This window comes from Frateuria soli (assembly GCF_021117385.1).
Taxonomy (GTDB): domain Bacteria; phylum Pseudomonadota; class Gammaproteobacteria; order Xanthomonadales; family Rhodanobacteraceae; genus Frateuria_A; species Frateuria_A soli.
This window is the reverse complement of sequence record NZ_CP088252.1, coordinates 2559483-2584678: the sequence shown is the minus strand read 5'-3', so window position 1 is coordinate 2584678 and position 25196 is coordinate 2559483. Positions and strand designations below refer to the sequence as shown.

General features: G+C 69.1%; 21 protein-coding genes. 7 read left to right on the top strand and 14 right to left on the bottom strand.

Annotated elements, in window-relative coordinates; genetic code table 11:
- Positions 1 to 2 precede the first annotated feature (2 nt).
- Together metB and LQ771_RS11890 are read left to right on the top strand one after the other, a co-directional pair.
- Positions 3 to 1205: a cystathionine gamma-synthase gene (gene metB / locus LQ771_RS11895; RefSeq protein ID WP_231349627.1), complete on the top strand. Its 1203-nt coding sequence runs from the start codon at positions 3 to 5 to the stop codon at positions 1203 to 1205.
- On the top strand, positions 1202 to 2278 hold the full coding sequence (locus LQ771_RS11890; RefSeq protein ID WP_231349626.1) for a homoserine dehydrogenase family protein: 1077 nt from the start codon (positions 1202 to 1204) through the stop codon (positions 2276 to 2278). The genes metB and LQ771_RS11890 overlap by 4 nt, the downstream gene beginning before the upstream one ends.
- A 154-nt stretch (positions 2279 to 2432) precedes the next feature.
- Here the strand turns inward: LQ771_RS11890 and LQ771_RS11885 are convergent, their stop codons facing one another.
- The 6 genes from LQ771_RS11885 to LQ771_RS11860 form a co-directional block, all read right to left on the bottom strand.
- Complete coding sequence (locus LQ771_RS11885) at positions 2433 to 2678, bottom strand: DUF6582 domain-containing protein (protein ID WP_231349625.1); 246 nt, start codon at positions 2676 to 2678, stop codon at positions 2433 to 2435.
- Between the two features lie 431 nt (positions 2679 to 3109).
- A complete protein-coding gene (locus tag LQ771_RS11880) occupies positions 3110 to 4774 on the bottom strand; it encodes an APC family permease (RefSeq protein WP_231349624.1) in 1665 nt (554 codons plus the stop codon).
- Positions 4775 to 5008: 234 nt separating this feature from the next.
- The gene (locus LQ771_RS11875; protein WP_231349623.1) at positions 5009 to 7444 is read right to left on the bottom strand and encodes a GH92 family glycosyl hydrolase; all 2436 of its coding nucleotides are present in this window, start codon (positions 7442 to 7444) and stop codon (positions 5009 to 5011) included.
- 73 nt (positions 7445 to 7517) lie between these two features.
- Positions 7518 to 8948, bottom strand: a complete 1431-nt coding sequence (locus LQ771_RS11870) for a glycoside hydrolase family 125 protein (RefSeq protein WP_231349622.1) — start codon at positions 8946 to 8948, stop codon at positions 7518 to 7520.
- A complete protein-coding gene (locus LQ771_RS11865) occupies positions 8945 to 11596 on the bottom strand; it encodes a beta-mannosidase (RefSeq protein WP_231349621.1) in 2652 nt (883 codons plus the stop codon). Before LQ771_RS11865 ends, LQ771_RS11870 begins: the two co-directional genes overlap by 4 nt.
- A gap of 27 nt (positions 11597 to 11623) precedes the next feature.
- On the bottom strand, positions 11624 to 12391 hold the full coding sequence (locus LQ771_RS11860; protein WP_231349620.1) for a copper homeostasis protein CutC: 768 nt from the start codon (positions 12389 to 12391) through the stop codon (positions 11624 to 11626).
- Positions 12392 to 12772: 381 nt separating this feature from the next.
- Here LQ771_RS11860 and LQ771_RS11855 point away from each other — a divergent pair, with 381 nt between their 5' ends.
- Positions 12773 to 13144, top strand: coding sequence for a YciI family protein (locus LQ771_RS11855; RefSeq protein WP_231349619.1), 372 nt, complete (start codon positions 12773 to 12775; stop codon positions 13142 to 13144).
- 86 nt (positions 13145 to 13230) lie between these two features.
- On the top strand, positions 13231 to 13692 hold the full coding sequence (locus LQ771_RS11850; protein WP_255674247.1) for a cytochrome P460 family protein: 462 nt from the start codon (positions 13231 to 13233) through the stop codon (positions 13690 to 13692).
- 228 nt (positions 13693 to 13920) lie between these two features.
- On the opposite strand, the gene LQ771_RS11845 is transcribed toward LQ771_RS11850, so the two are convergent.
- A complete protein-coding gene (locus LQ771_RS11845; RefSeq protein WP_231349617.1) occupies positions 13921 to 15303 on the bottom strand; it encodes an L-serine ammonia-lyase in 1383 nt (460 codons plus the stop codon).
- A gap of 75 nt (positions 15304 to 15378) precedes the next feature.
- Here LQ771_RS11845 and LQ771_RS11840 point away from each other — a divergent pair, with 75 nt between their 5' ends.
- Positions 15379 to 15609, top strand: coding sequence for a glutaredoxin family protein (locus tag LQ771_RS11840; protein ID WP_231349616.1), 231 nt, complete (start codon positions 15379 to 15381; stop codon positions 15607 to 15609).
- Positions 15610 to 15699: 90 nt separating this feature from the next.
- Here the strand turns inward: LQ771_RS11840 and LQ771_RS11835 are convergent, their stop codons facing one another.
- Genes LQ771_RS11835 through LQ771_RS11825 form a run of 3 tightly spaced genes read right to left on the bottom strand, consistent with a single transcriptional unit; the run spans position 15700 to position 17440 of the window.
- Positions 15700 to 16266, bottom strand: a complete 567-nt coding sequence (locus LQ771_RS11835; protein ID WP_231349615.1) for a YceI family protein — start codon at positions 16264 to 16266, stop codon at positions 15700 to 15702.
- A 3-nt stretch (positions 16267 to 16269) separates the two neighbouring features.
- Complete coding sequence (locus tag LQ771_RS11830) at positions 16270 to 16836, bottom strand: cytochrome b (protein WP_231349614.1); 567 nt, start codon at positions 16834 to 16836, stop codon at positions 16270 to 16272.
- The gene (locus LQ771_RS11825) at positions 16823 to 17440 is read right to left on the bottom strand and encodes a YceI family protein (RefSeq protein WP_231349613.1); all 618 of its coding nucleotides are present in this window, start codon (positions 17438 to 17440) and stop codon (positions 16823 to 16825) included. Before LQ771_RS11825 ends, LQ771_RS11830 begins: the two co-directional genes overlap by 14 nt.
- Before the next feature lie 108 nt (positions 17441 to 17548).
- Between LQ771_RS11825 and ku the strand changes: the two genes are divergently transcribed.
- Both ku and ligD read left to right on the top strand, forming a co-directional pair.
- A complete protein-coding gene (gene ku, locus LQ771_RS11820; protein ID WP_231349612.1) occupies positions 17549 to 18514 on the top strand; it encodes a non-homologous end joining protein Ku in 966 nt (321 codons plus the stop codon).
- Positions 18515 to 18608: 94 nt separating this feature from the next.
- Positions 18609 to 19493, top strand: coding sequence for a non-homologous end-joining DNA ligase (ligD, locus tag LQ771_RS11815; protein WP_231349611.1), 885 nt, complete (start codon positions 18609 to 18611; stop codon positions 19491 to 19493).
- 228 nt (positions 19494 to 19721) lie between these two features.
- On the opposite strand, the gene LQ771_RS11810 is transcribed toward ligD, so the two are convergent.
- From LQ771_RS11810 to fucP, 4 genes are read right to left on the bottom strand one after another with little or no spacing between them, the layout of a single operon-like run.
- Positions 19722 to 21674 carry a M1 family metallopeptidase gene (locus LQ771_RS11810; RefSeq protein ID WP_231349610.1) on the bottom strand — a complete coding sequence of 651 codons (1953 nt, stop codon included), beginning with the start codon at positions 21672 to 21674 and terminating at the stop codon, positions 19722 to 19724.
- Positions 21675 to 21688: 14 nt separating this feature from the next.
- Positions 21689 to 22900: an AGE family epimerase/isomerase gene (locus LQ771_RS11805; RefSeq protein ID WP_231349609.1), complete on the bottom strand. Its 1212-nt coding sequence runs from the start codon at positions 22898 to 22900 to the stop codon at positions 21689 to 21691.
- Positions 22897 to 23865, bottom strand: coding sequence for a carbohydrate kinase family protein (locus tag LQ771_RS11800; RefSeq protein WP_231349608.1), 969 nt, complete (start codon positions 23863 to 23865; stop codon positions 22897 to 22899). The genes LQ771_RS11805 and LQ771_RS11800 overlap by 4 nt, the downstream gene beginning before the upstream one ends.
- Positions 23862 to 25184, bottom strand: coding sequence for an L-fucose:H+ symporter permease (fucP, locus tag LQ771_RS11795; RefSeq protein ID WP_425491268.1), 1323 nt, complete (start codon positions 25182 to 25184; stop codon positions 23862 to 23864). The genes LQ771_RS11800 and fucP overlap by 4 nt, the downstream gene beginning before the upstream one ends.
- Positions 25185 to 25196 lie beyond the last annotated feature (12 nt).

Below are 25196 nucleotides of genomic sequence, written 5' to 3'. Positions count from 1 at the left end.
CCATGAGCGAATCGGCCCCCTGTACCCGCGCCGTGCGCGCCGGCATCGAAACGGACACGCAGCACGGCGCGATCGTGCCGCCCTTGCACCTGTCGACCAACTACAGCTTCGACGGCCTGGGTTTCGACGGCGTGGGCGGCAAGCGACCCTACGACTACTCGCGCAGCGGAAACCCCACGCGCGACCTGCTGGGCAACGCGCTGGCCGAGCTGGAACTGGGCGCCGGCGCGGTGGTGACCGCCAGCGGCATGGCGGCGGTGGCGCTGGCGCTGGAGCTGGTGCCGCCCGGCGGCCTGGTGCTGGCGGCGCATGATTGCTACGGCGGCACCTGGCGCCTGCTCGACGCGTGGGCGAAGAAGGGGCGCTTCGAACTGGCCTTCGCCGACCTTACCGACCGCGCCGCGCTGGCCGCCGGCCTTTCGCGCAAGCCGGCGCTGGTGTGGGTGGAAACCCCCTCCAATCCGCTGCTGCGCATCACCGACATCCGCCACGTGGCGCAAGCCGCGCATGCGGTCGGCGCGCTGCTGGTGGTGGACAACACCTTCCTTTCGCCCGCCCTGCAGCAGCCGCTCGCGCTGGGCGCGGATGTGGTGGTGCACTCGACCACCAAGTACATCAACGGCCACAGCGACGTGGTTGGCGGTGCGGTGGTCGCACGCGACGCGGCGGTGGCCGACAAGCTCAAGTGGTGGGGCAACTGCCTGGGGCTGACCGGCGCGCCGTTCGACAGCTTCCTCACCCTGCGCGGCCTGCGCACGCTCGCCGTGCGCCTGCGCCAGCACCAGGAGAATGCGCTGCGGATCGCCGAGCGCCTGGCGCCGCACCCGGCGGTGAGCGCGGTGTACTACCCGGGCCTGCCGGGTCATGCGGGGCACGCGCTGGCCGCGCGCCAGCAGCAGGGGTTCGGCGCCATGCTGAGCTTCGAACTGGCCGGCGGCGAGGCGAATGTCGCCGCCTTCGTCGACGGACTGGTGTTCTTTTCGCTGGCCGAATCGCTCGGCGGCGTGGAAAGCCTGATCGCGCACCCGGCCTCGATGACCCACGCCGCGATGGCGCCGGAAGCGCGCCGCGCCGCGGGCATCGCCGACACCCTGGTGCGGGTTTCGGTGGGCATCGAGGACGGCGACGATCTGCTTGGCGACCTGTCCCGTGCGCTCGACCGGGCGGCGGCCGTGCAGCCGTCCAGACGCCGGGTGGGCGCATGAGCGCGGTGCTGGCCGACTGTCCGCGGCCGGCGTCCGCCATCGCCTTGGTGCTGCTGGGCACCGGCGTGGTCGGCGGTGCGCTGCTCCAGCTGCTCGACACGCCGGCGGCGGCGCCGCTGCGACTGGTCGGCGCGGCCAACTCGCGCCGCCAGCAGACCGATCCCCGGCGGCTGGCGCGGCGCAGCCTGCGCGAGCAACTGCGTAGCGAAGGCGATGCGCGCGACGACGTGGCGCTGTTCGCCGCGCTGGATGCCAGCGGTGCACCGGCCAGGATCATCGTCGATGCCACGGCCAGCGCGGCGCTGGCCGCGCGGCATCCCTCCTGGCTGGCGCGGGGTTACCACGTGGTCACCGCCAACAAGGCGCTGGCCGGGGGCGAACTGGATGGCTGGCGCGCACTGCAGGCGGCGCTCGCGACCGGCGCGCGCTACGGCGATGCGGCCACCGTGGGCGCCGGGCTGCCGGTGCTCTCGACCCTGCGCCGCCTGCGTCGCTGCGGCGACAGCCTACTCACGCTGGAGGGCGTGTTCTCCGGTTCGCTGTCCTACCTGTTCAACCAGTACGACGGCCGCCGACCGTTCTCCGCGCTGCTCGCCGAGGCGCGCGCGCTCGGTTACACCGAACCCGATCCGCGCTCGGACCTTTCCGGCGAAGACGTGGCGCGCAAGCTGCTGATCCTCGCCCGCCACGCCGGGTTCCCGCTGGGCAGCGACGAGGTGGCGGTGGAGAGCCTGGTGCCGGCCGCGCTGCGCGGGGTGGACACCGCCACGTTCCTGGACCGGCTGTCCGAGCTCGACGCGCCGCTCGCCGAGCGGCATGCGCGGGCGGCCACGCGCGGGAAGGTCCTGCGCTTCCTGGCCCGTCTCGACCAGCGCGGCCGCGCGCGAGTCGGGCTGGTCGAGGTGCCGACCACGCATCCGTCGGCGCAGTTGCACGGCACCGACAACCAGTTCGCCCTCACCACCACCCGCTACAACACCCGGCCCATGGTGATCCAGGGCCCGGGGGCGGGGCCGGAAGTCACCGCGCAGGCATTGCTCGGCGACGCCTTGGCGTTGGCTTGCGTGAGATAGGGTGAGCGGGCGAGGACCGGCATCGGCTTGAGGTGCGCCCGCCCGGCGAGCATTCGGCAGTCAATCGGTCCGGCCGCGTCATGTCGCCGGGCAAACCGGGCGGGGCGCGGGACATTCCCGAGCGCGCGATTTCGCGCGCCGGGAAAACCGGCGATCAGGACTTCTTGCCCAACTCGCGCCAGCTCTTTTCGCTCACCTGGACATCGAACTTCTCCGCGGCGGCCTTGATGCGCTTCCACGCCTCATCGCGCTCGTCATCGCTGACGCCCTTGACCTGGTCGAAACGCGCTATGGCGTTGCGGACGTGGCTGGCGTCCTCCAGCGGCTCCTTGCGCTGTTCGGGGAAGGCGAAATTGCTCCGCGAAAGGTCGTCCCGCTTGTCGCTATCGAGCTCTGCCATGGGAATGCTCCGTGGGTGGATGGGTGGGGCCGCCGATCATTCGGCGCCCTCTGCAGGCGGACGATCGGCGTGCCGATGGAACAACGTCCCGGCACCTCGTGCCGCAACGATCCGGTAATCCTCAGGCGCCGTGGGAGTGGTTTCGTCCGTGCCTGCCATCCACGCGAGGCGCCGGCGCCCTTCGCCAGGCGAACGGGCCGCCCGGCTCCTTGTGCAGCAGTCTCGAAAGTGATTGCGCTGCTGGACTTGAAGCGCTCGGCGGATGCTTCCCTGGCGCCGTTCGATGAATGCGTCGAAGTCGCTCGGCGATTCCGGTGCGGATGTTGTCGCGCCCCACGTAAGCCATCCGTATGGAGGGCGTGAGCGCTGCCTTGCCGCAATAAAAAACGCGCGGCTCATCGCCGCGCGTTCGGTCGTGCCGCAGGTCCCGATCAGTGGCCGGTGATCTTCTCGGCCTCTTCCTCGTCCGGCGGGATCTGCAGCGCATCCGGATGCTGCGCCGCCTGCTCGCGTTCGGCCTCGATGGCCGGGGTGCGCCAGCCCGACGCCACGCCCCACAGGTAGAACACCAGGCCGATTACCGCGACCACGGCCAGGTCGTAGCCGTACGGGATGTAGTCCAGGCCACCGAACTTCGAGCTGCCGATCCGCGACACCGCTGCCAGTGTGATCAGGTAGGCGATCAGCCACCACGCGCCCTTCAGGTGCCGGCCGAACTCGTGCCAGCCGTGCTTGGCCGTGTAGTAGAAGTACACCGGCAGCGCGACCACCATCAGCAGGATGATCTGGCCGGTCAGCGGCCATTTCGCCCAGTACAGCAACTCGGCCGACATGATGAAGGCGATGCCGGCGATCACCGGCAGGCCGCCCAGGCGGAACGGGCGGTGCAGTTCCGGCGCGGTGCGGCGCAGGGTCATCACGCTGACCGGGCCGGTCAGGTAGGAGATGATCGTCGCCACCGAGATCACCGCGGCCAGCGAATCCCAGCCGCGGAAGAAGAACAGGAACAGGAAGGACACCACCAGGTTCAGCCACATCGCCGGGCGCGGCACGCCCGACCTCGGATCGATCCGGCCGAAGATGCGCGGCAGCGTGCCGTTGCGCTCCATGCCGTAGATCATGCGCGCGGTGGTGGCGGTGTAGGTCATGCCGGTGCCGCTGGGGCTGACGAAGGCATCGGCGTAGAGCAGGATCGCCAGCCAGTTCAGGTTCACCAGCACCGCCAGTTCCGCGAACGGCGAGCTGAAGTTGATGCCCCTCCAGCCGGCCTGCGCCAGCAGGTCCGGCGGCACCGCGCCGAGGTAGGCGACCTGCAGCAGCACGTAGACCACGGTGGCGAGCAGGATCGCGCCGATGATCGCGAACGGGATGCTCCGTCCCGGATTGCGCGCTTCGCCGGCCAGGTTCACCGGGCTCTGGAAGCCGTTGAAGCTGAACACGATGCCGGCGGTGGCCACGGCGGTGAGGATCGCCGCGAAATCGTTGGCATGGCTGCCGCCGGACGCGCCCACGTCGAGATTCTCGCCGTGGAAGCCGCTGGCGATCAGCGCCACGCCGGTGGCCGCCGGGATGATCAGCTTGACCAGCGTGATCAGGCTGTTGGAGCGGGCAAACAGCTTCACGCTCCAGTAGTTGAGCAGGAAGTAGATGACCACCAGCACGCCGGCGATCGCCACGCCAATCTGGCTCAGCTCGCCGTGTTGTCCGGGAACGGCGTGGTAGAGATCCTGCGCCCACTGCCATTTCCAGCCGGCCATGTACTGCACCGAGGCCTCGGCCTCGACCGGGATCACCGAGACGATCGCGATCCAGTTGGCCCACGCCGCGATGAAGCCGACCAGCGAGCCGTGCGAGTAGTGGCCGTAGCGCACCATGCCACCGGACTCGGGAAACATCGCGCCCAGCTCGGCGTAGGTCAGCGCGATCGACAGGATGATCGCCGCACCGAGCACCCAGGCCCAGATCGCGCCGGGACCGGCCAGCTTGGCCGCGTTCCAGGCACCGAACAGCCAGCCCGAGCCGATGATCGAGCCCAGGCCGGTGAACATGAGTGCGAAAGGACCGACGTCACGCCGGATGGAAGTCTGGTTCGCCATCGAGGGCCCCTGTGTCTGCCAGGCGCTGAGCGCCAAAGCGTTGATGGTCGCAAATGTGGGCCGGACATGTCACCTGCGGCTGCGACCAGCGGGCTGCAGACGTCCGGATGTCCGCTTGCGGTGCCCGCGACGCCCAGGCCCCTCTCCCGCCGGGAGAGGGGCCTCGCATCACTGTTCGTGCCAAGCGTAGGCGCAGCCGCAGCCGAGGTGCCCGCCCCAGCCCGCACGCCGGAGCTAGCCCTCGACCGCCGGCGCCGGCTGCCCGAACGACGGTGGCCGATCCGCCGGCGCGGCACCGAACTTCAGATTGGGCGTCGCGCCCATCTCGAACTCCAGCGTTCCACCGGCGGCCAGCTCCGCATGGCTGATCCAGCTCTTCGTCCAGGGCTTGCCGTTCCAGCGCACCGACTGGATGTACGGCTTGTCCGGCCCGTTCCCCCGCGCCTGCACCACCAGCCGCTTGTCGCCGGTCAGCATCAGCTGGGCCCGGTCGAGCATCGGACTGCCGAACACGTAGTTGGCGCTGACCGGATCGACCGCATACAACCCCAGCGCCCCCAGCACGTACCAGGCACTGGTCTGCCCGCAGTCCTCGTTGCCGGCCAGGCCGTCCGGCTCGGGCCGGTACATCTTCTCCAGCAGCATGCGCACGCGCGCCTGCGTCTTGTGGTGCGCGCCGGTGTAGGCATAGAGGTAGGCCACATGGTGGCTCGGCTCGTTGCCGTGCGCGTACTGGCCGACCATGCCGGCGATGTCCGGCGGCGCATCAGCCGGCAGTGCGGAGCTGGTCTCGAAAAGCTCGTCGAGCTTGCGCTCGAACGCCTGCTCGCCGCCGAACAGCGGCATGTAGGCGTACAGGTCGTGCTGGTTGAGGAAGGTGGCTTCCCAGGCGTTGGATTCGGTGAAGTCGCGCCACTTGGCCCCGTGGCCCATCGCACGCGGGTCGAAGGGTTGCAGCCACTCGCCATCGCTGCCGCGCGGACGCACGAAGGTGCGCTTCCGGTCGAACACGTTGCGGTAGTTGCGCGAGCGCTCGCGCAGGTGCTTCGCGTCCTCGTGCGCACCGACGGCGTCGGCCAGGTGCGCCATCGCCCAGTCGTCGTAGCAGTATTCGAGTGTCTTGCTGACCGACTCCCAATCCTTGTCGGCCGGGATGTAGCCCAGCTTGCGGTAGTAGGTCAGGCCGCGGTAGTCGTCGTCCATCGCGCGCTTGCGGAACAGCGGCCACGCCCCGGCGTAGTCGATGCCGGTAAAGCCCTTGGCGTGCGCCTCGGCGATCACCACGATTGAGTGGTAGCCGATCATGGTTCCGGTTTCCACGCCCTGCAGCGGCCACACGGGCGGGCCGTCCGGGCTTTCGGCGGTCATGCGCACCAGCCCGTTGACCAGGTCCGGCACGCGCTCGCTCTGGAACAGCGTGAGCAGCGGATGCAGCGCGCGGTAGGTGTCCCACAGCGAGTAGGTGCTGTAGTTGTGCTGGCCCTCGGGCAGCGTGTGCACCTTCAGGTCCATGCCGCGGTAGCGGCCGTCCGCGTCGCTGAACAGCGTGGGCGCGAGCATGGTGTGATAGAGCGCGCTGTAGAAGGTGCGCTTGACCGGCTCGGATGGGCTGTCGATGCGGATGCGCGAAAGCTCCCGCTCCCACGCATCGGCCGCCCGTTGCCGCGTGCCCTCGAAATCCCAGCCGGGGACTTCCGATTCGAGGTTGCGCCGCGCGCCGTCGATGTCGACCGCCGAGATGCCGACCTTCACCAGCAGCGGCTCGCGCGCCACGTCGCCGAAATGCAGCGCGGCCTTCAGGTGCTTGCCATGCGCTTCGCGCGAGCCGGTCGGCAGCGGCGCGTCCTCGACGTACAGCGTGGCGCGGGCGAGCGGCCGCGACAGCTTCATCGCGAAATGGATGTAGCGCCCGTTGGCCCACTGGTGCACGCGGCGGCTGCCGACCAGCAGGTCCTCGCCAATGAGCTTCAGCGTGGCGTCGCTGACCTTGGCCGGCACATCGGGATCGTCGTGGAAGCCATGTGCCAGGTCGATGAGGAGGTGGCCGTCGCCCGGGCCGTGGAAGGTGTAGCGGTGCAGTCCGGCACGCAGTGTGGCGGTCAGCTCGGCCAGGATGTCGTGGTCGGTCAGGTGCACGCGGTAGTAGCCCGGCTGCGCCTGCTCGCCGTCGTAGCGCGAGCGGTAGCCGTGGCCGGGGTGGCCGACCGCATCGGGCGGCAGCCGCGTGCTTGCGAACGCCGCCTCGTCGTAGCGCGACTGGTAGTTCTTGTCCGGCAGTCCGCGTTCGCCCGGTTGCAGCAGCACCGGCCCCTGCGCCGGCATCACCAGCAGGTCCAGCATGTCGCTGGCGCCGGTGCCGGACAGGTGCGTGTGCGAGAAGCCCATGATCGACCCGTCGCGCTGGTGGTAGCCCGAGCAGGCGTCCCAGCCGGCGTCGTTGGTGTCGGGACTCAACTGCACCATGCCGTAGGGCAGGGTGGCGCCGGGGAAGGTGTGGCCGTGCCCGCCGGTGCCGACGAACACGTCGACGAAACGGGAGACGCCCTCGCCGGTGCCCATCGACGGGCGCCCGGCGCCCGGGCGGCTCATCGCAAAGCCCGGCAACGTGCCGGCGCCGCCCAGTGCGGTCAGGGCGCCCATGCCTTGCAGGAAGCGTCTGCGGGTCACCATGTCGAGTTCTCCTGTGGGTCGGTGGGCGGCAAGAGGGATGCCGGCCCAGGGGGTGGAAGGTCCGTGGGCATGTTCATGGGGCACGCAGCAGCGCCGGCTGCGTATCGGCGAGCTTGACGATCAGTTCGCCGAACAGGCTGTTGGCCCAGGCGAACCACGCGCGGGTGAAGTGCGCCGGGTCGTCCTGGTCGAACGCCTCGTGCATGAAGCCGGTGCCCGCGTCGGTGTCGCGCAGCCAGCGAAGGCACTGGCGGATCTCGGCCGGATCGCGGCTGGTCAGCGCGCGCATGGTGATCGCCATCGGCCAGATCATGCGCAGGCCCTCGTGCGGGCCGCCGATGCCTTCGGCCGCGGTACCGCGGAAGAAATACGGATTGTGCCCGCTCCAGGCGCGCTCGCGGGTGCGCCGGTAGAGCGGGTCGTCCGCCGCGCAGCAACCCAGGTAGGGCAGGCTGAGCAGGCCCGGCGCGTTGGCGTCGTCCATGAACAGGCGGTTGCCGTAGCCGTCGATCTCGTAGGCCCAGTAGTCGCCGTCGGCTTCCTGCAGCCGGCCGTCGCGACGGGTGGCCAGCGCCACCTCGTCGGCCAGCGCGGTGCAGTCGTCGGCAAAGCCGGCGTCGTGGTGGAGGGCGCGGCTCATCGCCGCGAGCTGTCGCAGCGAGACCACGGCGAACAGGTTGGCCGGCACGAACAGCGGGTACACGCACGCATCGTCCGACGGCCGGAACATCGAATGGATCATGCCGTTGGGCCGCGACGGGTGGCCGTAGCCCTCCAGCGCCAGCGTTTCGGTGGGCCGGTCGGTGGTGCGCTGGAAGTGGTACGGGCCGCGGTCGTGCTTGCGCTGCTGCTCGCGGAAGGTGTTCACGACCAGGAGCATGGCCGCGCGCCAGTCATCGTCGAACGGCGCGACGTCGCCGGTCGCCTGCCAGTAGCCGTGCGCCAGGCGGATCGGCCAGCAGAGCGAATCGATTTCCCATTTGCGTTCGCCGACGCCCGGCTTCATGTCGGTCTGGTCCTGGCGTGCCCATGACAGCGGCTGGGCGTGCGGATCGGGCAGGAAGGCGTTGGCGTACGGATCGATGCGGATGCAGCGCGCCTGGCGGCGGATCAGGCCGTGGAACAGCCGCTGCAGCGCACGGTCCTGCTTCGCCAGCGGCAGGTAGGGCGCCACCTGCGCGGAGGAGTCGCGCAGCCACATCGCCTCGATGTCGCCGGTGATCACGAAGGTGTCCGGCTTGCCCTCGAGCGTGCCCAGCTCGACCGTGGTGTCGAGCGTGTTCGGATAGCAGTTGCCGAACATCCAGGCCAGCTTGGGATCGCCGATGCGGGCCTGCACGCGCGCCAGCTCGCGTTCCACCGCCGCGCTGGTGAAGCGGCGCTTGCCCGGCGGCGGGCGCTTGCTGGCGTAGCCGGTACCGGTGCCAGCCCGGGCGAAGTTGCCGAAGGCGCCGGCGGCCGCGGTGGTGCCGAGCAGTCTGAGGAAGTCGCGGCGGGTGGTCATGGCGGGGTTCCCATGGCATGGGCAAGGTCCTGCACCTGCAGGGCTTGCCGGAGCGCTCCGGCGGAGGCTTCGCTGGCGACATCCAGCGTGACGGGCTCACCCGGCAACAGGTCGAAGCCATTGTCCGACAGGCGGGCATCGAGGTCGCCGAAGGACACCCATACGTCGCGCGCGAGCGCATCGGTGGCGAGTGTCAGGCTGTACCCCGTGGCCGCGGGAGCGAGTTGCGCGTGGATGCGGGGCTGCGGAAGGGGCAGGTCCCTGGGCCGGGCGAAGAACACGAGGTCACGCGAGAGAAGCTTGCCACCGGCGAGAAGCTCGAAGACCGCGAAAGTGGCGCGCGGATCGGCGCCATCGAGCAGTTGCGTATCGGTATAGCGGGCAACCCGCGTGCTGGCCAGCGGCGCCAGCGTCACGTCGTGGGCCTCCTCGCGCCGCACCTTGCCGGCGAAGTCCATCAGCCGCAGCCGCCAGCGCGCGGCGATCGGGGTGGTACGGTCGGAGACCAGCGATACCGTGGTCGTACCCTCATGCCGCAAGGCCGCCATCAGCAGCGGCGCGTAGAAGCGACGGGCGCGGAACTGCAACGCCTTCCAGCGTCCGTAGCTGTCGATGCTGGACCAGGTCACGCCCGGCCACAGGTCGTTGAGCTGCCAGTACAGCGAACCCATGGACCGCGGCCGCGAGGCGCGCAGGTGCTCGGCCGCCAGCGCGATGCCGTCGGCCTGCATCACCTGGCTCAGGTAGACCAGCGCGGGAAAATCCTTCGGTTCGCCGTAACCACGCCGCACGTAGTCGAGCAGGCGGCGGTTGCCGTTGCCGCCGTCGAACTTCTGGTGCGCGCGCAGCACCGGCGACTCTGCCTGCAACGGTTCCGTGCCGGCGAAGGCGCGGATCGTGCGCAGGACGGGGAACGACTGCAGGCCGTATTCGGACTGGAAGCGCGGGGTCACGTCCAGGTAGGCGGTCGCCGGCCGGGCCTCGCCCGACCAGACCTCCCAGTAGTGGTAGTCGCCATCGTCCAGACCGTTGGCGAAACCGTCGCCGCCCTGGCTGGGGGAGCTCGGCCAGTACGGCACGTCCGGGTCGTGCTGCGCAACCACGTCGCGCAGCACCTCGCCGAACAGGTCGCGCATGCCCTGCTTGATGCGTTCGTTTTCCGCGGGTGCGAGCGAGGCCTGCAGCGCCTTGCGATCGCCCCACGACAACCAGCTGCTCTGCACCTCGTTGTTGCCGCACCAGAGCACGATCGAAGGATGGTCCGACAGGCGCGCGACCTGCTCGGCCGCCTCCTGCCGCACGTTCGCGACGAAGGCCGCGTCGTGCGGCGGGATCGCGCCGCCGAACATGAAGTCCTGCCACACCATCAAGCCCATGCGATCGGCCATCGCGTAGAAGGCGTCCGGCAGGTAGTAGCCGCCGCCCCATACGCGCAGCATGTTCATGTTGGCTGCGCGCGCGGACTCGAGCGTTTGGCGCATCCGCGCCTCGTCGACGCGAGCAGGGAAACTGTCGAACGGGATCAGGTTGGCGCCCTTGGCGAAGATCGGGATGCCGTTGACGACGAACGCGAAGCTGCGGCCCCAGCGGTCCTTGTCGCGGCGGAGCTCGACCGTGCGCAGGCCGATCTGGCGCGAGCCCTCGTAAATGGGCTTGCTGCCCTCGCCCACCTGCACCCGGACCGTGTACATGTCCTGCGCGCCGTATCCGGCCGGGTACCACCGCTTCGGATGGTCGATCGTTACCGGCACGCCGAGGCGACGGTGGCCCGCAACCACTTCGACATCCACGACCTGGTGCGCGACCGGCTGGCCATCCGGCCCGTACACGCTGATCTGCGCGGGCAGCGAGGCATCGCTGTCCGCGTCGACCTCCAGCTGCACGTCCAGCTGTGCGGCCCGCGCATCGAGCTGCTTCTGCGCGACATGGAAAGCGACCACGCGCGGGCCGTCCCAGCTGTCCAGGTGCACCGGCTGCCAGATGCCCTCGGTGACGATGCGCGGCCCCCAGTCCCAGCCGTACTGGTAGGCGGCCTTGCGCACGTAGTTGGCTGTCTGCCGGCCCTTGGGCTCGTCGCCGAAGGCCGAGTCGAACTCGCCCGGCAACGCGTACGGCTGCCGCTCGAGCCACGGCTGCAGGCGCTTGACGGGCGAGTACAGGCGCACTTCCAGCGTGTTGGCACCGGCATGCAGCCGGGGTTTCGCGGGTGCCGACCAGCGGCGGAACATGTTGTCCGCGCTGAAGAGCCTGTGCCCGTTGAGGTAGACCTCGGCAAAGGTGTCCAGCCCGTCGAACACCAGCTCCACATGCCGGCGCGCGAGCGTGGCCCCATCGACCTCGAAGCGCGTGCGATACACCCAGTCGGACAGGCCCACCCACTGGATCGCCGCCTCGTTCCGGCCCACGAAAGGGTCGTCCACCAGGCCGGCCGCCATCAGGTCGGTCTGCACCGCGCCGGGCACCGCCGCGGGGAGCCATCGGGCCGCGCGCGGGTGCTTCGCCAGGTGGGCATCGTCGGGCGCAAGGCGGACCTGCCACCCCTGGTCGAGAAGCTGCGTGGCCGGTGCGGCCAGGGATGGACCCGTCAACAGCGCCAGTGCACCGGCGAGCCTGGCCAGTCGTGGCATCGAGCGCGTTCTGGTGGGCAAGGCCGGGATCGTCACAAGGGCGCCGGCCTAGGATGAAACCGGAGTTTCACGAGCGGCCAGGCCCTGCAGCGCCGACACCATCGCGCGCACCTGCGCCGCGTCGCTGCGCCACTCGCCGGTGGCCATGTCGTCCAGCCCCGCTGGCCGGTGGCGCATGCCCGAAGGCAACGCTCGCTTCGCCGAAGCATGGAATTCGCTTGCGCCGGTCGCCTGGGCCAGCGCCGCGATGTTGCCGGCATGGACGCCCGCACCGGGCATCACCACCAGCCGGCCGGCCGCCTGTTCCAACCGGGCACGCAGCGCCGCCGCGCCATCGATCGCAGTCGCCCGCGCCCCCGAGCTGAGCACGCGCTCGCAGCCCAGCCCGATCACCGCCTCCAATGCCTGCGCCGGGTCGGCGACCATGTCGAACGCGCGGTGGAAGGTGACGCCCAGTCGACCGGCCGCACCGACCAGCGCCCGGCAACGCGCCTGGTCGACGCGGCCCTCGGCATCCAGCACGCCAAGGACCACCCCATCACATCCCAGCGCCACGCAGGCCTCGACGTCGCGAAGCATCACCTCGCACTCGAAGTCGTTGTAGAGGAAATCGCCTGCGCGCGGCCGGATCAGCACATAGAGCGGAATCGTAAGCCGATCGCGCGCGGTGGCGATCTCGGCGTAGGAAGGCGTCACGCCGCCCAACTGCAGCGCCGCGCACAGCTCGACCCGCCCGGCGCCACCCTCTTGTGCGGCCAGCGCGGAGGCGACCGAGTTGGCGGCGACTTCGAGCAGGCCGACGGAGGGTGCGGGCATCAGGTCACCGCCCCGCGAACGACGATGGTCGCAACGCGCGTGGCGCAAGCGGATGCGCTTCGGGACGGGTGCGGTTGACCCACGATTGCCTGCCGTTTAGATCGATCTATATAGCAAGGTAGCATCGCCCGTCGAGGCAATGCATGCCGCATTGCAGTAATCGGGCAGGTCAGGCGTCGGGCTTCGTCCCGAGCGGTGCCAGGCGCGCAGCGATCGGATCAACGAGGCGGCCCATCACCGGCCGAGCGAGGCGATTCGCAGGAGCTTCCCCCGCAGTCCCATGCGACAGGCTGGCCGAGGCCGGCTACAAACTTTGTCGTTGTGCGTCGATTTCGGGTCGCCCATTTCGTCGTCATTGCAGCCATACCCAAAGGAGCTTCCATGAAATACCTCGGCCTGGCCTACTTCACCCCGGAGAAATTCGCCGCGATGGCGCCCGACGACGTCGAGGCGTTGCTCAGCCAATGCCCGGCGCTGGACGAGAAGATGCGCGCCACCGGCAAAGTCTTTATCTCCGCGTCGCTTGGCGATCTGGACGGCTGGAGGACGCTTCGCCCGCGCAACGGCAAGACGCACGTCACCGATGGGCCCTACACGGAGTCGAAGGAGATGGTGGGTGGCCTGTTCATCATCGAGGCGGACGATCTCGACGAGGCGCTGTGCATCGCATCCATGCACCCGGCCGCCACGCTGGGTGAGGAAGGTGGATGGGCCGTCGAGCTCATTCCCATGGATTTCTTCCTGACGCCCTGATCGCCCGGGCGCCTGCCCGCACAACCTTCCGGCGATGTCCGGACGTCCACCTCTGGCCGGAAACGGTACCGTGAGCGGTTTTCCAGCTGACATTTGGTCGGAATCGTCGGCATCGCGTCCTTCGCGAGAAGGCGCCGGAAGGCGAGCCGATGTTCGACAACACGTTCGTCGATCCGGAAAGCTACCGCGAGTTCGTCCGTACCGGCACCTGGCCGGACAAGACGCAGATCGTGCTGGAGGTGCGGAGATCCGCCAGCAAGGGTTCCATCAACCAGCACGGCCACTACCAGCGCGGCGACGTACAGGGCATCGAAGTGCACGTGAAGGATGCCGCGCGCTTCAAGGGCGGCTGGGCCTTCTTCGGCTTCGAGGGCGGCTCTTCCGCCAAGAAGATCCCCGAGGCCGCGTCGTGTTATTCCTGCCATGCCGCACACGGCGCGGTGGATACGACCTTCGTGCAGTTCTATCCGACGCTGCTGCCGCTCGCCCGACAGCAAGCCACGCTCAGCGCGGCGTTTCTCGAGGAAGAAGCAAAAGCAATCAAATAGCCGGGCGGCTCCAGAGCCAGCGCCGTTCGCGACGGCACAGGTGTACTCCCGGTCGAAAGCAGGCCGTAGATGGCGCGAAGCCTGGACGCTGCAACCGGGCGCCTGCTGGCATTACGGGAGTCTTCCGTTGCGGCGCGCCGTCGAGCAGGCGCGAGCCGTACGATGGCTTCGCGACCGATGCACTGGAGGCCCGTCCGCAAGCCCGGGGCCGCCCCTTTCGGAGGTAGCTCAGCACTCGATGACGTTGACCGCGAGGCCGCCTCGGCTGGTTTCCTTGTACTTGTCCTTCATGTCGCGGCCGGTGTCGCGCATGGTCTTGATGACCTTGTCCAGGCTCACGCGGTGCTTGCCGTCGCTCTTGAGCGCCATGCGGCTGGCGTTGATGGCCTTGACCGAGCCCATCGCGTTGCGCTCGATGCAGGGGATCTGCACCAGGCCGCCGATGGGGTCGCAGGTGAGGCCGAGGTTGTGTTCCATGCCGATCTCGGCGGCGTTCTCCACCTGCCAGATGCTGCCGCCAAGCGCAGCGGTGAGGCCGCCGGCGGCCATCGAGCAGGCGACGCCGACTTCGCCCTGGCAGCCGACCTCGGCGCCGGAGATCGAGGCGTTTTCCTTGTACAGGATGCCGATGGCGGCGGCGGTCAGCAGATAGTCGACGATGCCGTCCTCGTCCGCCTTCGGGCAGAAGCGCAGGTAATAGTGGCCGACCGCGGGCACGATGCCGGCGGCGCCGTTGGTCGGCGCGGTCACCACGCGGCCGCCGGCGGCGTTTTCCTCGTTGACGGCGAGCGCGTACAGGTTGACCCAGTCCAGGATGGTGAGCGGGTCCTTGAGCGCCGCTTCGGGCTGGTTGCGCAGTTCCTCGGCCATGGCCGGGGCGCGGCGCGTCACGTGCAGCCCGCCGGGCAGGGTGCCGGGGGAGCGCAGGCCGCGGCTGACGCAGAGCTGCATCGCCTTCCAGATGGTCAGCAGGCCGGCGCGTGTCTCGGCTTCGGGACGCCACACGCTTTCGTTGGCCATCATCAGCTGGGCGACGGTCATGCCGTGGCGCTCGCACAGCGCCAGCAACTCGTCTCCGCTGGAGAACGGGTAGGGCTGCACGGTGGTGTCGGCGACGATGCGGTCTTCGGCCGCCTCGTCGTGGTTGACCACGAAGCCGCCGCCGACCGAATAGTAGTCGCGCGTGGCCACTTCGATGCCGTCGGCGTCGTAGGCGGAGAAGCGCATGCCGTTGGTGTGGAACGGCAGCTTCTGGCGCTTGTTGAAGACCAGGTCGGCCTTCTCGTCGAACGCGATCTCGTGCTTGCCCAGCACGCTCAGGCGGCCGCTGGCACGAATGCGGGCGAGGATGTCGGGGATCAGGTCCGGGTCGATGCCGTCCGGGTGGTGGCCTTCGAGGCCCAGCAGCACCGCCTTGTCGGTACCGTGGCCGCGGCCGGTCATCGCCAGCGAACCGTACAGCTCGGCACGCACGCGCACGACGCGGTCGAGCACGCCCTTCTCCTCCAGCCAGCGTTCGCCGAAGCGGGCGGCCGCGCGCATCGGCCCGACCGTGTGCGAGGACGACGGTCCGATGCCGATCTTGAAGATGTCGAAAGCGCTGACGGCCATGGATGCACTGCGTGGGCAAGGACAAACCGTTATTCTACGCACACCCCTTACGTTTGGCAGTCCATTCGCCGCCGCATGGCCGACTTCGTTCTCTACCAGCGCGACTACTGCCACCTGTGCGACCAGGCGCTCGCCGTGCTCGCGCATGCGCGGGCACCGGAGTTCGACAGCGTGTGGGTGGATGACGACGAGGCACTGGAGGCGCGCTACGGCACGCGGGTGCCCGTGCTGCGCGATGCAAGGGACGGGCGCGAGCTGGATTGGCCGTTCGATGCGGGGGCCGTGCGGGGATTCGTGGCGGGCTGAGGCACGCCCGGCCGTCCTGCGGGCGGGCCTTCCGCCGTGGAACGGAGGAAGGATCGAAGTGCCGATACCCGGATGGGAGCGTCCGGAACGCTACTTCGGGGCGAGTACCAGGTGCGCCTTTACCGTCACGTCGTTGCCGATCACCGACGTGTCGGCGTATTCGCCACCGCCGACGCCGTAGTCCAGACGCTTGAGCGTGCCGCTGACGTCCATCAGCGCGGTGCCGTCCGGTTGCGGGGTGTAAGTCACCGTGAGGTTCAGCGGATGGCTCTCGCCGCGCAGGGTCAGCGTGCCGCGCGCGATCGCGTGGGTGCCGGCCTGGACGAACTCGGTCGCCGTGTAGCGCGCTTGCGGGTACCTGGTCGCGTTGAAGAAATCCGCGCCGGGCAGCGCGCCATCGCGGTCGGCATCGCCGGTGTTGGCGCTGGTGGTGTCGACCGTCACGTCGAACCTCGAGTCCGCCAGGTGCGCCGGGTCGAAGCGGATTGCCGCGTGCCACTGCGTGAAGCTGCCCTGGAACGGCGCACCCTGGAAGGTTGCGCTGAAGCCGAGCGTGCTCTGGTCCTGCAGCACACGGTAATCGGTCGCCGAGGCGGCCATCGGCAGGGCGAGGCACAGCAGCAGCGAAGTCAGGCGTCCAGGGGCCGGTCGGATCATGCGTCAATCTCCTTTGGTTTCCCGGCGAAGGCGGGCGAACGGCCACATCCGGCGGAGCACGTCGTCGTTGTCGAACACATGGTGCTTGAGCGCCGCGCCGACGTGGGCGACGAGCACCAGCAGCAGGATCCAGAACAGGTACTCGTGCACCTCGTGCGAGAGGTGGCGCAGGTCCGGGTTCTTCGCCGCGATAGCGGGTAGGTTGAACAGCTTGAAGAACTGCAGCGGGTAGCCACGCACCGAGTTGAACCACCAGCCCGACAGCGGCAGCGCGGCCACCAGCACATAGAGCACCGCGTGGACCGCGCGCGCGGCCCAGAGCTGCCAGCGCGGGGCCGGCAGTTCGCGCGGCGGGCGGTTGAATGCCCGCCAGAGCACGCGCAGCGCCAATAGCGCCAGCACGGTCAGGCCGATCGACTTGTGCAGCGCCATCCAGTTGACCTTCTGCATCGGCGAGCTGGCCAGGTCCATCAGCAGGCCGAACGTGCCGTTGCCCAGGATCAGCAGCGCGATCGTCCAGTGGAAGAACTTGGCGACCGCGCCCCAACGCCACTCGTCATTGCGCAGCATCGGCGCTCTCCCGGCGGCGTTCCTCGCGGATGGCCTCGATCTCCAGCCACACGGAAACGTGCTGGCCGATCGAGTCTGGATGGGCGGTCATGCCGAAATCGGTACGGTCAAGCATGGTGTTGGCGGAAAACCCGGCAATGGTGTGCAGGCCGAAGATGGTGCGCGCCTGGCGGTTGAACGTAAACGGGATGTCGATCGGGCGGGTGACGCCGCGCAGGGTCAGGTTCCCGTGCAGCACTCCGTGGCTGTCGTCCTTGCGCTCGACCGAGGTGCTGGCGAAGTGGGCGTAGCGCGCCTTGCCCGCGTCGAGCAAGGCGGGCTTGAGCACCGCGGCGTTCCAGTCGGCATCGCCCATGTCCAGGCTGGCCAGGTCGATGTCCAGCGCCGTGGCGGCGCGGCTCCAGTCGTCCGGGTCGAAGCGCAGCCAGCCGCGGGCGATGTGCAGGCGGCCGAACGGGCGCGAGTAGCCATCGTGGCTCACGCTGAAGAGAACCTGGCTGTGCACCGTGTCGTAGCGGTAGCGGTGCTCCGCCGCGTGGGTGGCCAGCGGCCACAGCAGGGCGGCGCAGGCAAGCAGGCGGGCGGTGGCGGGCAGGGCGCTCATCGGGGCAAGTCTGGACGATCGCCGGCGTGGGTGCCAGCGCGGGGCTTTGGCGTTTCATGCACGCCCCGCGTGTCAAACCTCCGGACCCGCCACTTATGGAGGTAAGCCATGGCTCGCCCCATCTGGACCGGCACGCTGTCGTTCGGGCTGCTGAACGTCCCGATCCGCCTGATGACCGCCGAGCGCAAGGTCGACCTGCACTTCCGCATGCTCGACCAGCGCAACAATCAGCCGGTGCGTTACGAGCGCGTCAACGCCGAATCGGGCGAAGAGGTGCCCTGGAAGGACATCGTCAAGGCATACGAGTACTCCAAGGGCAGCTACGTGGTGCTGGAGGAGTCGGACATCCGCAATGCGGCCGCCGAGGCGCACGAGACGGTCGAGATCGACACCTTCATCGATGCCGGCCAGCTCACCCCGGCGTACTTCGAGAAGCCCTACTTCCTGGTGCCCGGCAAAAAGGCCGAGAAGGGTTACGTGCTGCTGCGCGAGACGCTCAAGCGCACCGGCAAGATCGGCATCGCGCGGGTGGTCATCCGCACCCGCGAGTACCTGTGCGCGGTGATGCCGGAGGACGAGGCGCTGATGCTGATCCTGCTGCGCTTCCCGCAGGAGCTGGTCGATGCCGACGAGTACGCGCTGCCGGACAAGGCGGTGTCCGAGTACCGCATCAGCGACCGCGAGCTGGACATGGCCGGCGAACTGATCGAGTCGATGTCCGGCAAGTTCGAGCCGGAGAACTACAAGGACGAGTTCCGCGAGCGGCTGACCGCGGTGATCGAGCAGCGGCTCAAGAGCAAGGGCGTCACGACGACGCTGGAGGAAGAGGAGCCCGCGCACGCCAACGCCACCACCAACGTGGTCGACTTCATGGCGCTGCTCAAGAAGAGCATCGAGGGCAAGCAGCGCACGCCGGCCAAGGGCAAGGAGGGACCGGAGAAAGCGGAGAAGGCGGAGAAGAAGCCGGCGGCGAAGAAGGCCGCCAAGAAGGCCGAGCCCGCGGCGAAGAAGGCCTCGCGCAAGAGCCCGGCGAAGAAGGCGACCGGCGCGCGCAAGGGACGCAAGGCCGGATGAGGCCTGCGATCGCCCCTGGCAGCGGCGCCCCCGGGAGCGACCGGAGGCACTGCGGTCGTGTCCAGCGGTGCTCCCGCAGGATCAAGGGCCGGACGTGAGCGACAAGCCCATCGAGGTCGCCGGCGTGCGGATCACCCACCCGGCCCGCGTGGTCTATCCGGACGACGGCATCGCCAAGGGCGAGGTGGCCGCCTATTACGCGGCCGTCGCCGACTGGATTCTTCCCGGGCTGATCAACCGGCCCCTGTCGATGGTCCGCTGCCCGGGCGGCACCGACAGCGCCTGCTTCTTCCAGAAGCACCACGCGGCCAAGCTCGGCTCCAGCGTGCGCCCGGTAGCGCTCGAGGAGAAGCAGGGCGGCGAGGGCGAGTACGTCTACATCCGCGACCGCAAGGGCCTGTTGCAGCTGGTCCAGATGAACACCATCGAATTCCATCCCTGGGGTTCGCGCGTGGACCGGCCCGATTCGCCCGACCGCATCGTGCTTGACCTGGACCCCGCGCCCGGGGTGTCGTGGGAGGCGGTGGTGGAGGGCGCGCGCGGTATCCGCGACCTGCTCGGGGACATGCAATTGACGAGCTTCGTGCGCACCAGCGGCGGCAAGGGACTGCACGTGGTGGTCCCGTTCCGGCGCGGGCCCGGCTGGCAGGCGGTGAAGGATTTCTGCGAACGGGTGGCCGATGCGATGGTCGAGCGCGAGCCGGGGCGCTACATCGCCACTGCCAGCAAGGCGCGGCGGGAGGGGAAGATCTTCATCGACTGGCTGCGCAACGCGCGCGGGGCGACCAGCGTGTGCAGCTGGTCCTTGCGGGCGCGCAAGGGGGCGCCGGTGGCGATGCCGTTGCGGTGGGAGGAGCTGGGGAAGGTGGAAGGCGGCGCGGCGTTCGGGATGCAGGCGGCGCTGGAGCGGGCGCGGAAGCTGGAAGCCGATCCCTGGGAAGGGATGGCCAGGTTTCAGCAGCGGCTGCCGAAATTGTAGAGCCCCACTCGTGGGCGATGTGTTTCGCCGGAGTATCGAAGAGCCTCCCCCTCTCCCCCAACCCTCTCCCCCGGCAGGGCCGGGGGAGAGGGGGCTCATCGCGGCAAGCTGCCTGCTCCTCTCCCCGAGCCGGCTCCGAAAGGAGGCAGCCAGACGCCGCACGCCTACCTGTTCCCTCTCCCCCGGCCCTGCCCGGGGGAGAGGGTTGGGAGAGGGGGAGGCCTTTGCCTACCTGACCCGCAGCGTGTCGTTCGAGCGGTCGGCCTCCGGCAGCTTATGCGCCGGATCGAGCGTCGCCGACGCCACCCTGCGCGACCCGGCCACCCGCACCACGTACTCGCGGTGCTGCTGCCAGGTCTCCACCGGCACGCGCACGTCCCTGGTGCTGCCGTCGTCGTAGGTCAGCCGCAGCGTGTTGGGCAGCACCAGCGGATCCAGGTTCGCCACGGTGACCGCGGCGCCGTGCACCCAGTTGCCGTCGACCGGCTGGACCTTGCGCACCGCCATGTCGAACGGCCAGTTGTGCTGGTACCAGCCGCGCCAGAACCAGCCCAGGTCCTCGCCCGCCTCGCTTTCCATGAAGCGGAAGAAGTCCGACGGCGACGGATGGTGGTAGGCCCAGGTGGCGATGTATTTGCGGAAGGCGTCGTCGAAACGCTCCGGACCCAGAATCTGTTCGCGCAGCAATACCAGGCCGAAAGCGCCCTTGAAGTAGCTGATCGGATGCCGATAGGTCTCGCTCGTCTCGTCGGCGCCGTTGAGCAGGGCGGGCGCGTCCGGATCGGCCAGCACGGCAGCGATCTCGTCGGCCGGGTTGCCGCCCTTGGGTGCGTACTCGCCGTCGCGCTTGGGTCCGTACTCGCCGTGGTTGAAGGCCTGGTGTTCGGCGATGTCGATGAAGGTGTTGAAGCCCTCGTCCATCCAAGCGTGGCGGCGTTCGTTGGAGCCGACGATCATCGGGAACCAGCTGTGCCCGATCTCGTGCGCGATCACCATGTGCAGGTTCCTGCCCCTGGCCCGCTTGGAATCGAAGGTGATGCCGGGGTACTCCATGCCGCCGGCGGTGCCGGCCTCGTTGATCGCCACCGGCCAGGGATACGGGAACCACTCCTTCGAAAAGTACTCGGTGGAGGCCTTGAGGTATTCGGTGGCGCGGCCCCAGGCGGCATTGCCCGCGCTCTCCACCGGATAGACCGACATCGCCAGCGCGGTCTTGCCGTGCGGCAGGTTGATCCGCGCGGCGTCCCACACGAACGCCCTGGACGCGCCGAAGGCGACGTCGCGCGTGTTCTGCATGCGGAAGTGCCAGGTCAGCGTGCCGCCCTGCTTCGGGCGGCTGGACGGATCGGTGACTTCGGCCGGCGTGCGGATCATCACCGTGCTGTCGCTGTGCCGGGCCCGGTCCAGGCGCTCGATCTGCGTGCGGGTCAGCACATCCTGCGGGTTCACCAGCTCGCCGGAGCCGGCGACGATCATGTCCGATGGCACGGTGATCCGGTAGTCGAAGTCGCCGTATTCCAGGTAGAACTCGCTGTTGAGGTAGGGCGCGGTGTCCCAGCCGCGCAGGTCGTCGTAGACGCACAGGCGCGGGTACCACTGCGCCATCTCGAAGATGTCGCCGTGCTTGCTCTGGTTGACGTCCATGCGTCCGCCGAACTCGCCCGGCACGGTGAAACTCCAGGCGATGTGCACGCGCACGCTGCCACCGTTGGCCTTCACCGCTTCGGGCAGGCGCAGTTGCATGCGGGTATCGGAGACGATCCACTGCACCGGCGCGCGGTGGCCGCTGCCGTCCTCCACCTCCACCGAGGCGATCTTGTAACCGCTGGTGAACTCGGTCGGAAATTCACGGGTGAAGGCGCCGCGCGCGTCGGGCTTGTAGCGGTTCTGGTCGAGCTGCAGCCAGAGCACGTCGAGCGCGCTCGGGCTGTGGTTGGTATAGGTGATCGTCTCGTGGCCGGTCAGCAGGCGACTGGCCGGGTCCAGCGTCGCCTCGATCGCGTAGTCCGCGCGGTTCTGCCAGAACAGCGGGCCGGGCTTGCCGTCGGCCGAGCGGTAGGCGTTGACCGGGTCGGGATAGCTGAACGGCGCAAAGGTCTGGAGCGGGTCGTAGCGGGGCGCGTCGGCCGCCGCGGCGAGGGTGGTGGCCAGCGCCAGAGCGCAGGCTGCGAGTGCCTTCATCGAAAGTCCCCTGGTTACGGTTGGCCGCCGGCGCGGATCAACGCCAGCACTTCATGGCAGGCGCCCATGGTGTGGTAGTCGACCTTGCCGGCCGGGCTCTTCTCGTCGTCGTACTTGCGGTTGTCCTGGGTGAGGATGCGGTACCACGCGCCATGCTCGTGGTCGACGAAATGCTCCCACGCGTACGTCCACAGCCGCTCGTACCACAGGTCATACACCGCCTCGCCGGTGCGCGCGTGGAGCAGCGCCGCGGCGGCCAGCGACTCGGCCTGCACCCAGAAATACTTGTCCGGATCGCAGATGCTGCCGTCCGGTGCGAAGCCGTAATGGATGCCGCCGTGCTTCGGGTCCCAGGCGCGCATCAGGGCGGTGTCGAACAGGTGGCGGGCGGTCGGCAGCAGCCAGCGCTCCTCGCGGCCGCGCTCGGCCAGGTGCGACTCCAGGATCACCAGCAGCTTGGCCCATTCGGTCTGGTGGCCGGGCTGGAAGCCCCAGGGCCGGAACAGGTGGCGCGGGTTGTCGCGGTTGTAGTCCCAGTCGACGTTCCAGTTCGCGTCGTAGTGTTCCCACACCAGGCCGCCGGCCCTGGCTGCCTGGCGGCGGGTCATGTGGTCGGCCAGCAACAGCGCGCGGTCGAGGTAGCGCACGTCGTCGCTGGCCTGGTAGGCGGCCAGCATCGCCTCGCACAAGTGCATGTTGGCGTTCTGGCCGCGGTAGGACGAGAAGTTCCAGTTCGCATCGGCCTCGTCGCGGTAAAGGCCGGCCGCCGCGTCCCAGTAGTGCTTTTCCAGCAACGCCCAGGTTTCGTCCATCCACGGTTCGGCCTCGACCAGCCCCGCGCGCAGCGCGCTGGCGCAGGCCAGCAGCACGAAGGCGACGCCGTAGGCGTGGCTGGTGCGGTCCTCCGGCTGGCCGTCGCGGATGGTCCAGGCGTAGCCGCCGGTGGCGGGGTTGCGGTGTACCTCGCGCAGATAGCGCAGGCCGTGGCGCGCGGCCTCGAGATACCCGGCATCCTCGAACTCGATTGCCGCCAGTGCGTAGTTGAAGACGAAGCGCGTGCTGCTGACCAGGTGGCGATGGCTGCGGTCGTAGACCGTGCCGTCGTCCTTGAAATAGTGGAAGAAGCCGCCCGCCGGGTCGATCGCGCGCGGGTGGTAGAAGGCCATGGTCCGGGCGATGTGCTCGCGCAGGAAGCTTTCGCTGCGGAAGTCGGGCAGGGTGGTCATCGGTTCGATTCCAGGAAGGCGTCGACTTCCGCCGCGCTCGGCATCGCGGTGAACGAGCCCTGGCGGGTGACGGTGAGGGCGCCGCAGGCGGCGGCGAAGGCGAGGAGGCCGTGCAGGCCCGCCTCGTCGTGCAGCAGGGCGTCGAAGGCCTCGGCATTCTCCAGCGCCGCGAGCCTGCACAGCAGGCCGCCGACGAAGGCGTCGCCCGCGGCGGTGGTGTCGACCGCCTCGACCTGCGGGCAGGGCAGTTCGCCGCTCGCATCGCGGCGGAACCAGCGCAGCGGCCGCGGACCGTCGGTGACCACCAGCAGCCGCGTGCGCCCGCGCCACAGGCGGTTGAGCAGTGCGCCGTCCTCGGCCAGCCAGGCGAATTCCTCGGCACACAGCTTGACCACGTCCGCCAGGTGCAGTGCTGGCCACACCAGCGGCCGCGGGTTCGAGCCGCGCGGCCACAGCGCCGGGCGCAGGTTGAGGTCGAAGCTCACCAGCGCGCCGGCGGCCTGCGCGCGGCGCATGCCTTCGCGGGTGGTTTCGGCCAGGTCCGGGTCGGTCATGCTGTTGGAGCAGACATGGAAGACCGCGACGCCTTCGAACGTTTCCGGGCGGAAATGCTGCGGACGGAACAGCAGATCCGCCGAGGGCGGCCGGTAGAAATTGAAGCTGCGCTCGCCACGGGCATCCAGGCTGACGAACGCCAGCGCGGTGTTGGCTTCGTCGGTGCGCGCCACGTCGGCCACGCCCACGCCGGCGCGCCGGAGGCTGTCGAGCAGGAAGTCGCCGAACGGATCGTGCGCGAGCATCCCGGCGAAGCGGGCCGCACCGCCCAGGCGCGCCACCGCTACCGCCACGTTGGCCGGCGCGCCACCGGCGAAGGGCACGAACGCCCGTGGGAACCCGTTCGCGCCGGCGCCCTCGGCGTGGAAATCGATCAGCGCCTCGCCGAAACAGAGGATCGGGCGATTCATCGATCCTCCAGCGTCGTGCCGACGACGCGCGAGCCACGCAGGCCGTAGAACACGATGTAGGCGTAGCACAGGGCCGGCAGGGCGAAGGCGGCCTGCACGCCGATCGCGTCAGCCAGCGCGCCCTGCGCAAAGGGAATCACCGCGCCGCCCACGATGGCCATGATCAGCAGGCTCGACGCCTTTTCGGTCAGCGGCCCCAGCCGCTCGATGCCCAGCGTGAAGATGGTGGGGAACATGATCGAGTTGAACAGGCCGATCGCCACGATGCTCCATGCCGCGGTCATGCCGCTGGTGCTGATCGTCACCGCCAGCAGCACGATGTTGACGAGCGCGAACAGCGCGAGCAGCGCGCGCGGCGAATAGCGCGTCATCAGCCAGGAGCCGGCGAAGCGGCCGATCATCGCGCCCAGCCAGTAGTACGACACATAGGTCGCGGCAGTGGTCTCGGGCATGTTGCCGATCTGCGGCAGCGACAGGTAGTTGACCATGAAGCTGCCGATCGCCACCTCGGCGCCGACGTAGCAGAAGATCGCGATCACGCCGAAGAGCACGTGCGGGATGCGCAGTGCGTCGAGCAGCGTGTGGTGGCCGCGGTCGGCCTGTTCGGTGGCCTCCTCCAGCGCGGGCAGGCGGAACAGGTACACCAGCACGGCCAGCACGAACAGTGCGATGGCCAGGCCCAGATAGGGACCCTGGACGGCCTGTGCTTCCTGCGCGCGGTAGACCATCTGCTCGGCAGGCGAGAGCTGCGCGACTTCGAGCGAGCTCTTCACGGCGACGGCAAGGATCAGCAGACCGCCGAAGTGCGGCGCGAGGAACGTGCCGAAGGAGTTGAGCGCCTGCGCCAGCGTGAGCCGGCTGGAGCTGGTGCGCGCGGGTCCGAGCAGTGCCACGTACGGATTGGCGGCCACCTGCAGCACGGTGATGCCGGTGGCCAGCACGAACAGCGCCAGCAGGAAGGCCGAATAGGAATGCAGCCCCGCCGCCGGCCAGAAGCCCGCGGCGCCGAGACCGGCGATCGCCAGGCCCGCGACGATGCCGAGCTTGTAGCCCAGGTGCGCGACCAGCCGCCCGGCCGGTAGCGACATCAGGAAATACGCGCCGAAGAAGGTGAACTGCACCAGCATCGCCTGCTTGTAGTTCAGCTCGAACAGCGCCTTCAGGTGCGGAATCAGGATGTCGTTGAGGCAGGTGAGGAAGCCCCACATGAAGAAGATCGTGGTGACCACCGCGAGTGCTGCCGGGTAGGTGGTATAGCGCTCGCGCGATCCGTCGGCAGGGGTGGCGGGCGACCGGTTGGGGGCTTGCATGATGGCCATGGAGGACTCCTT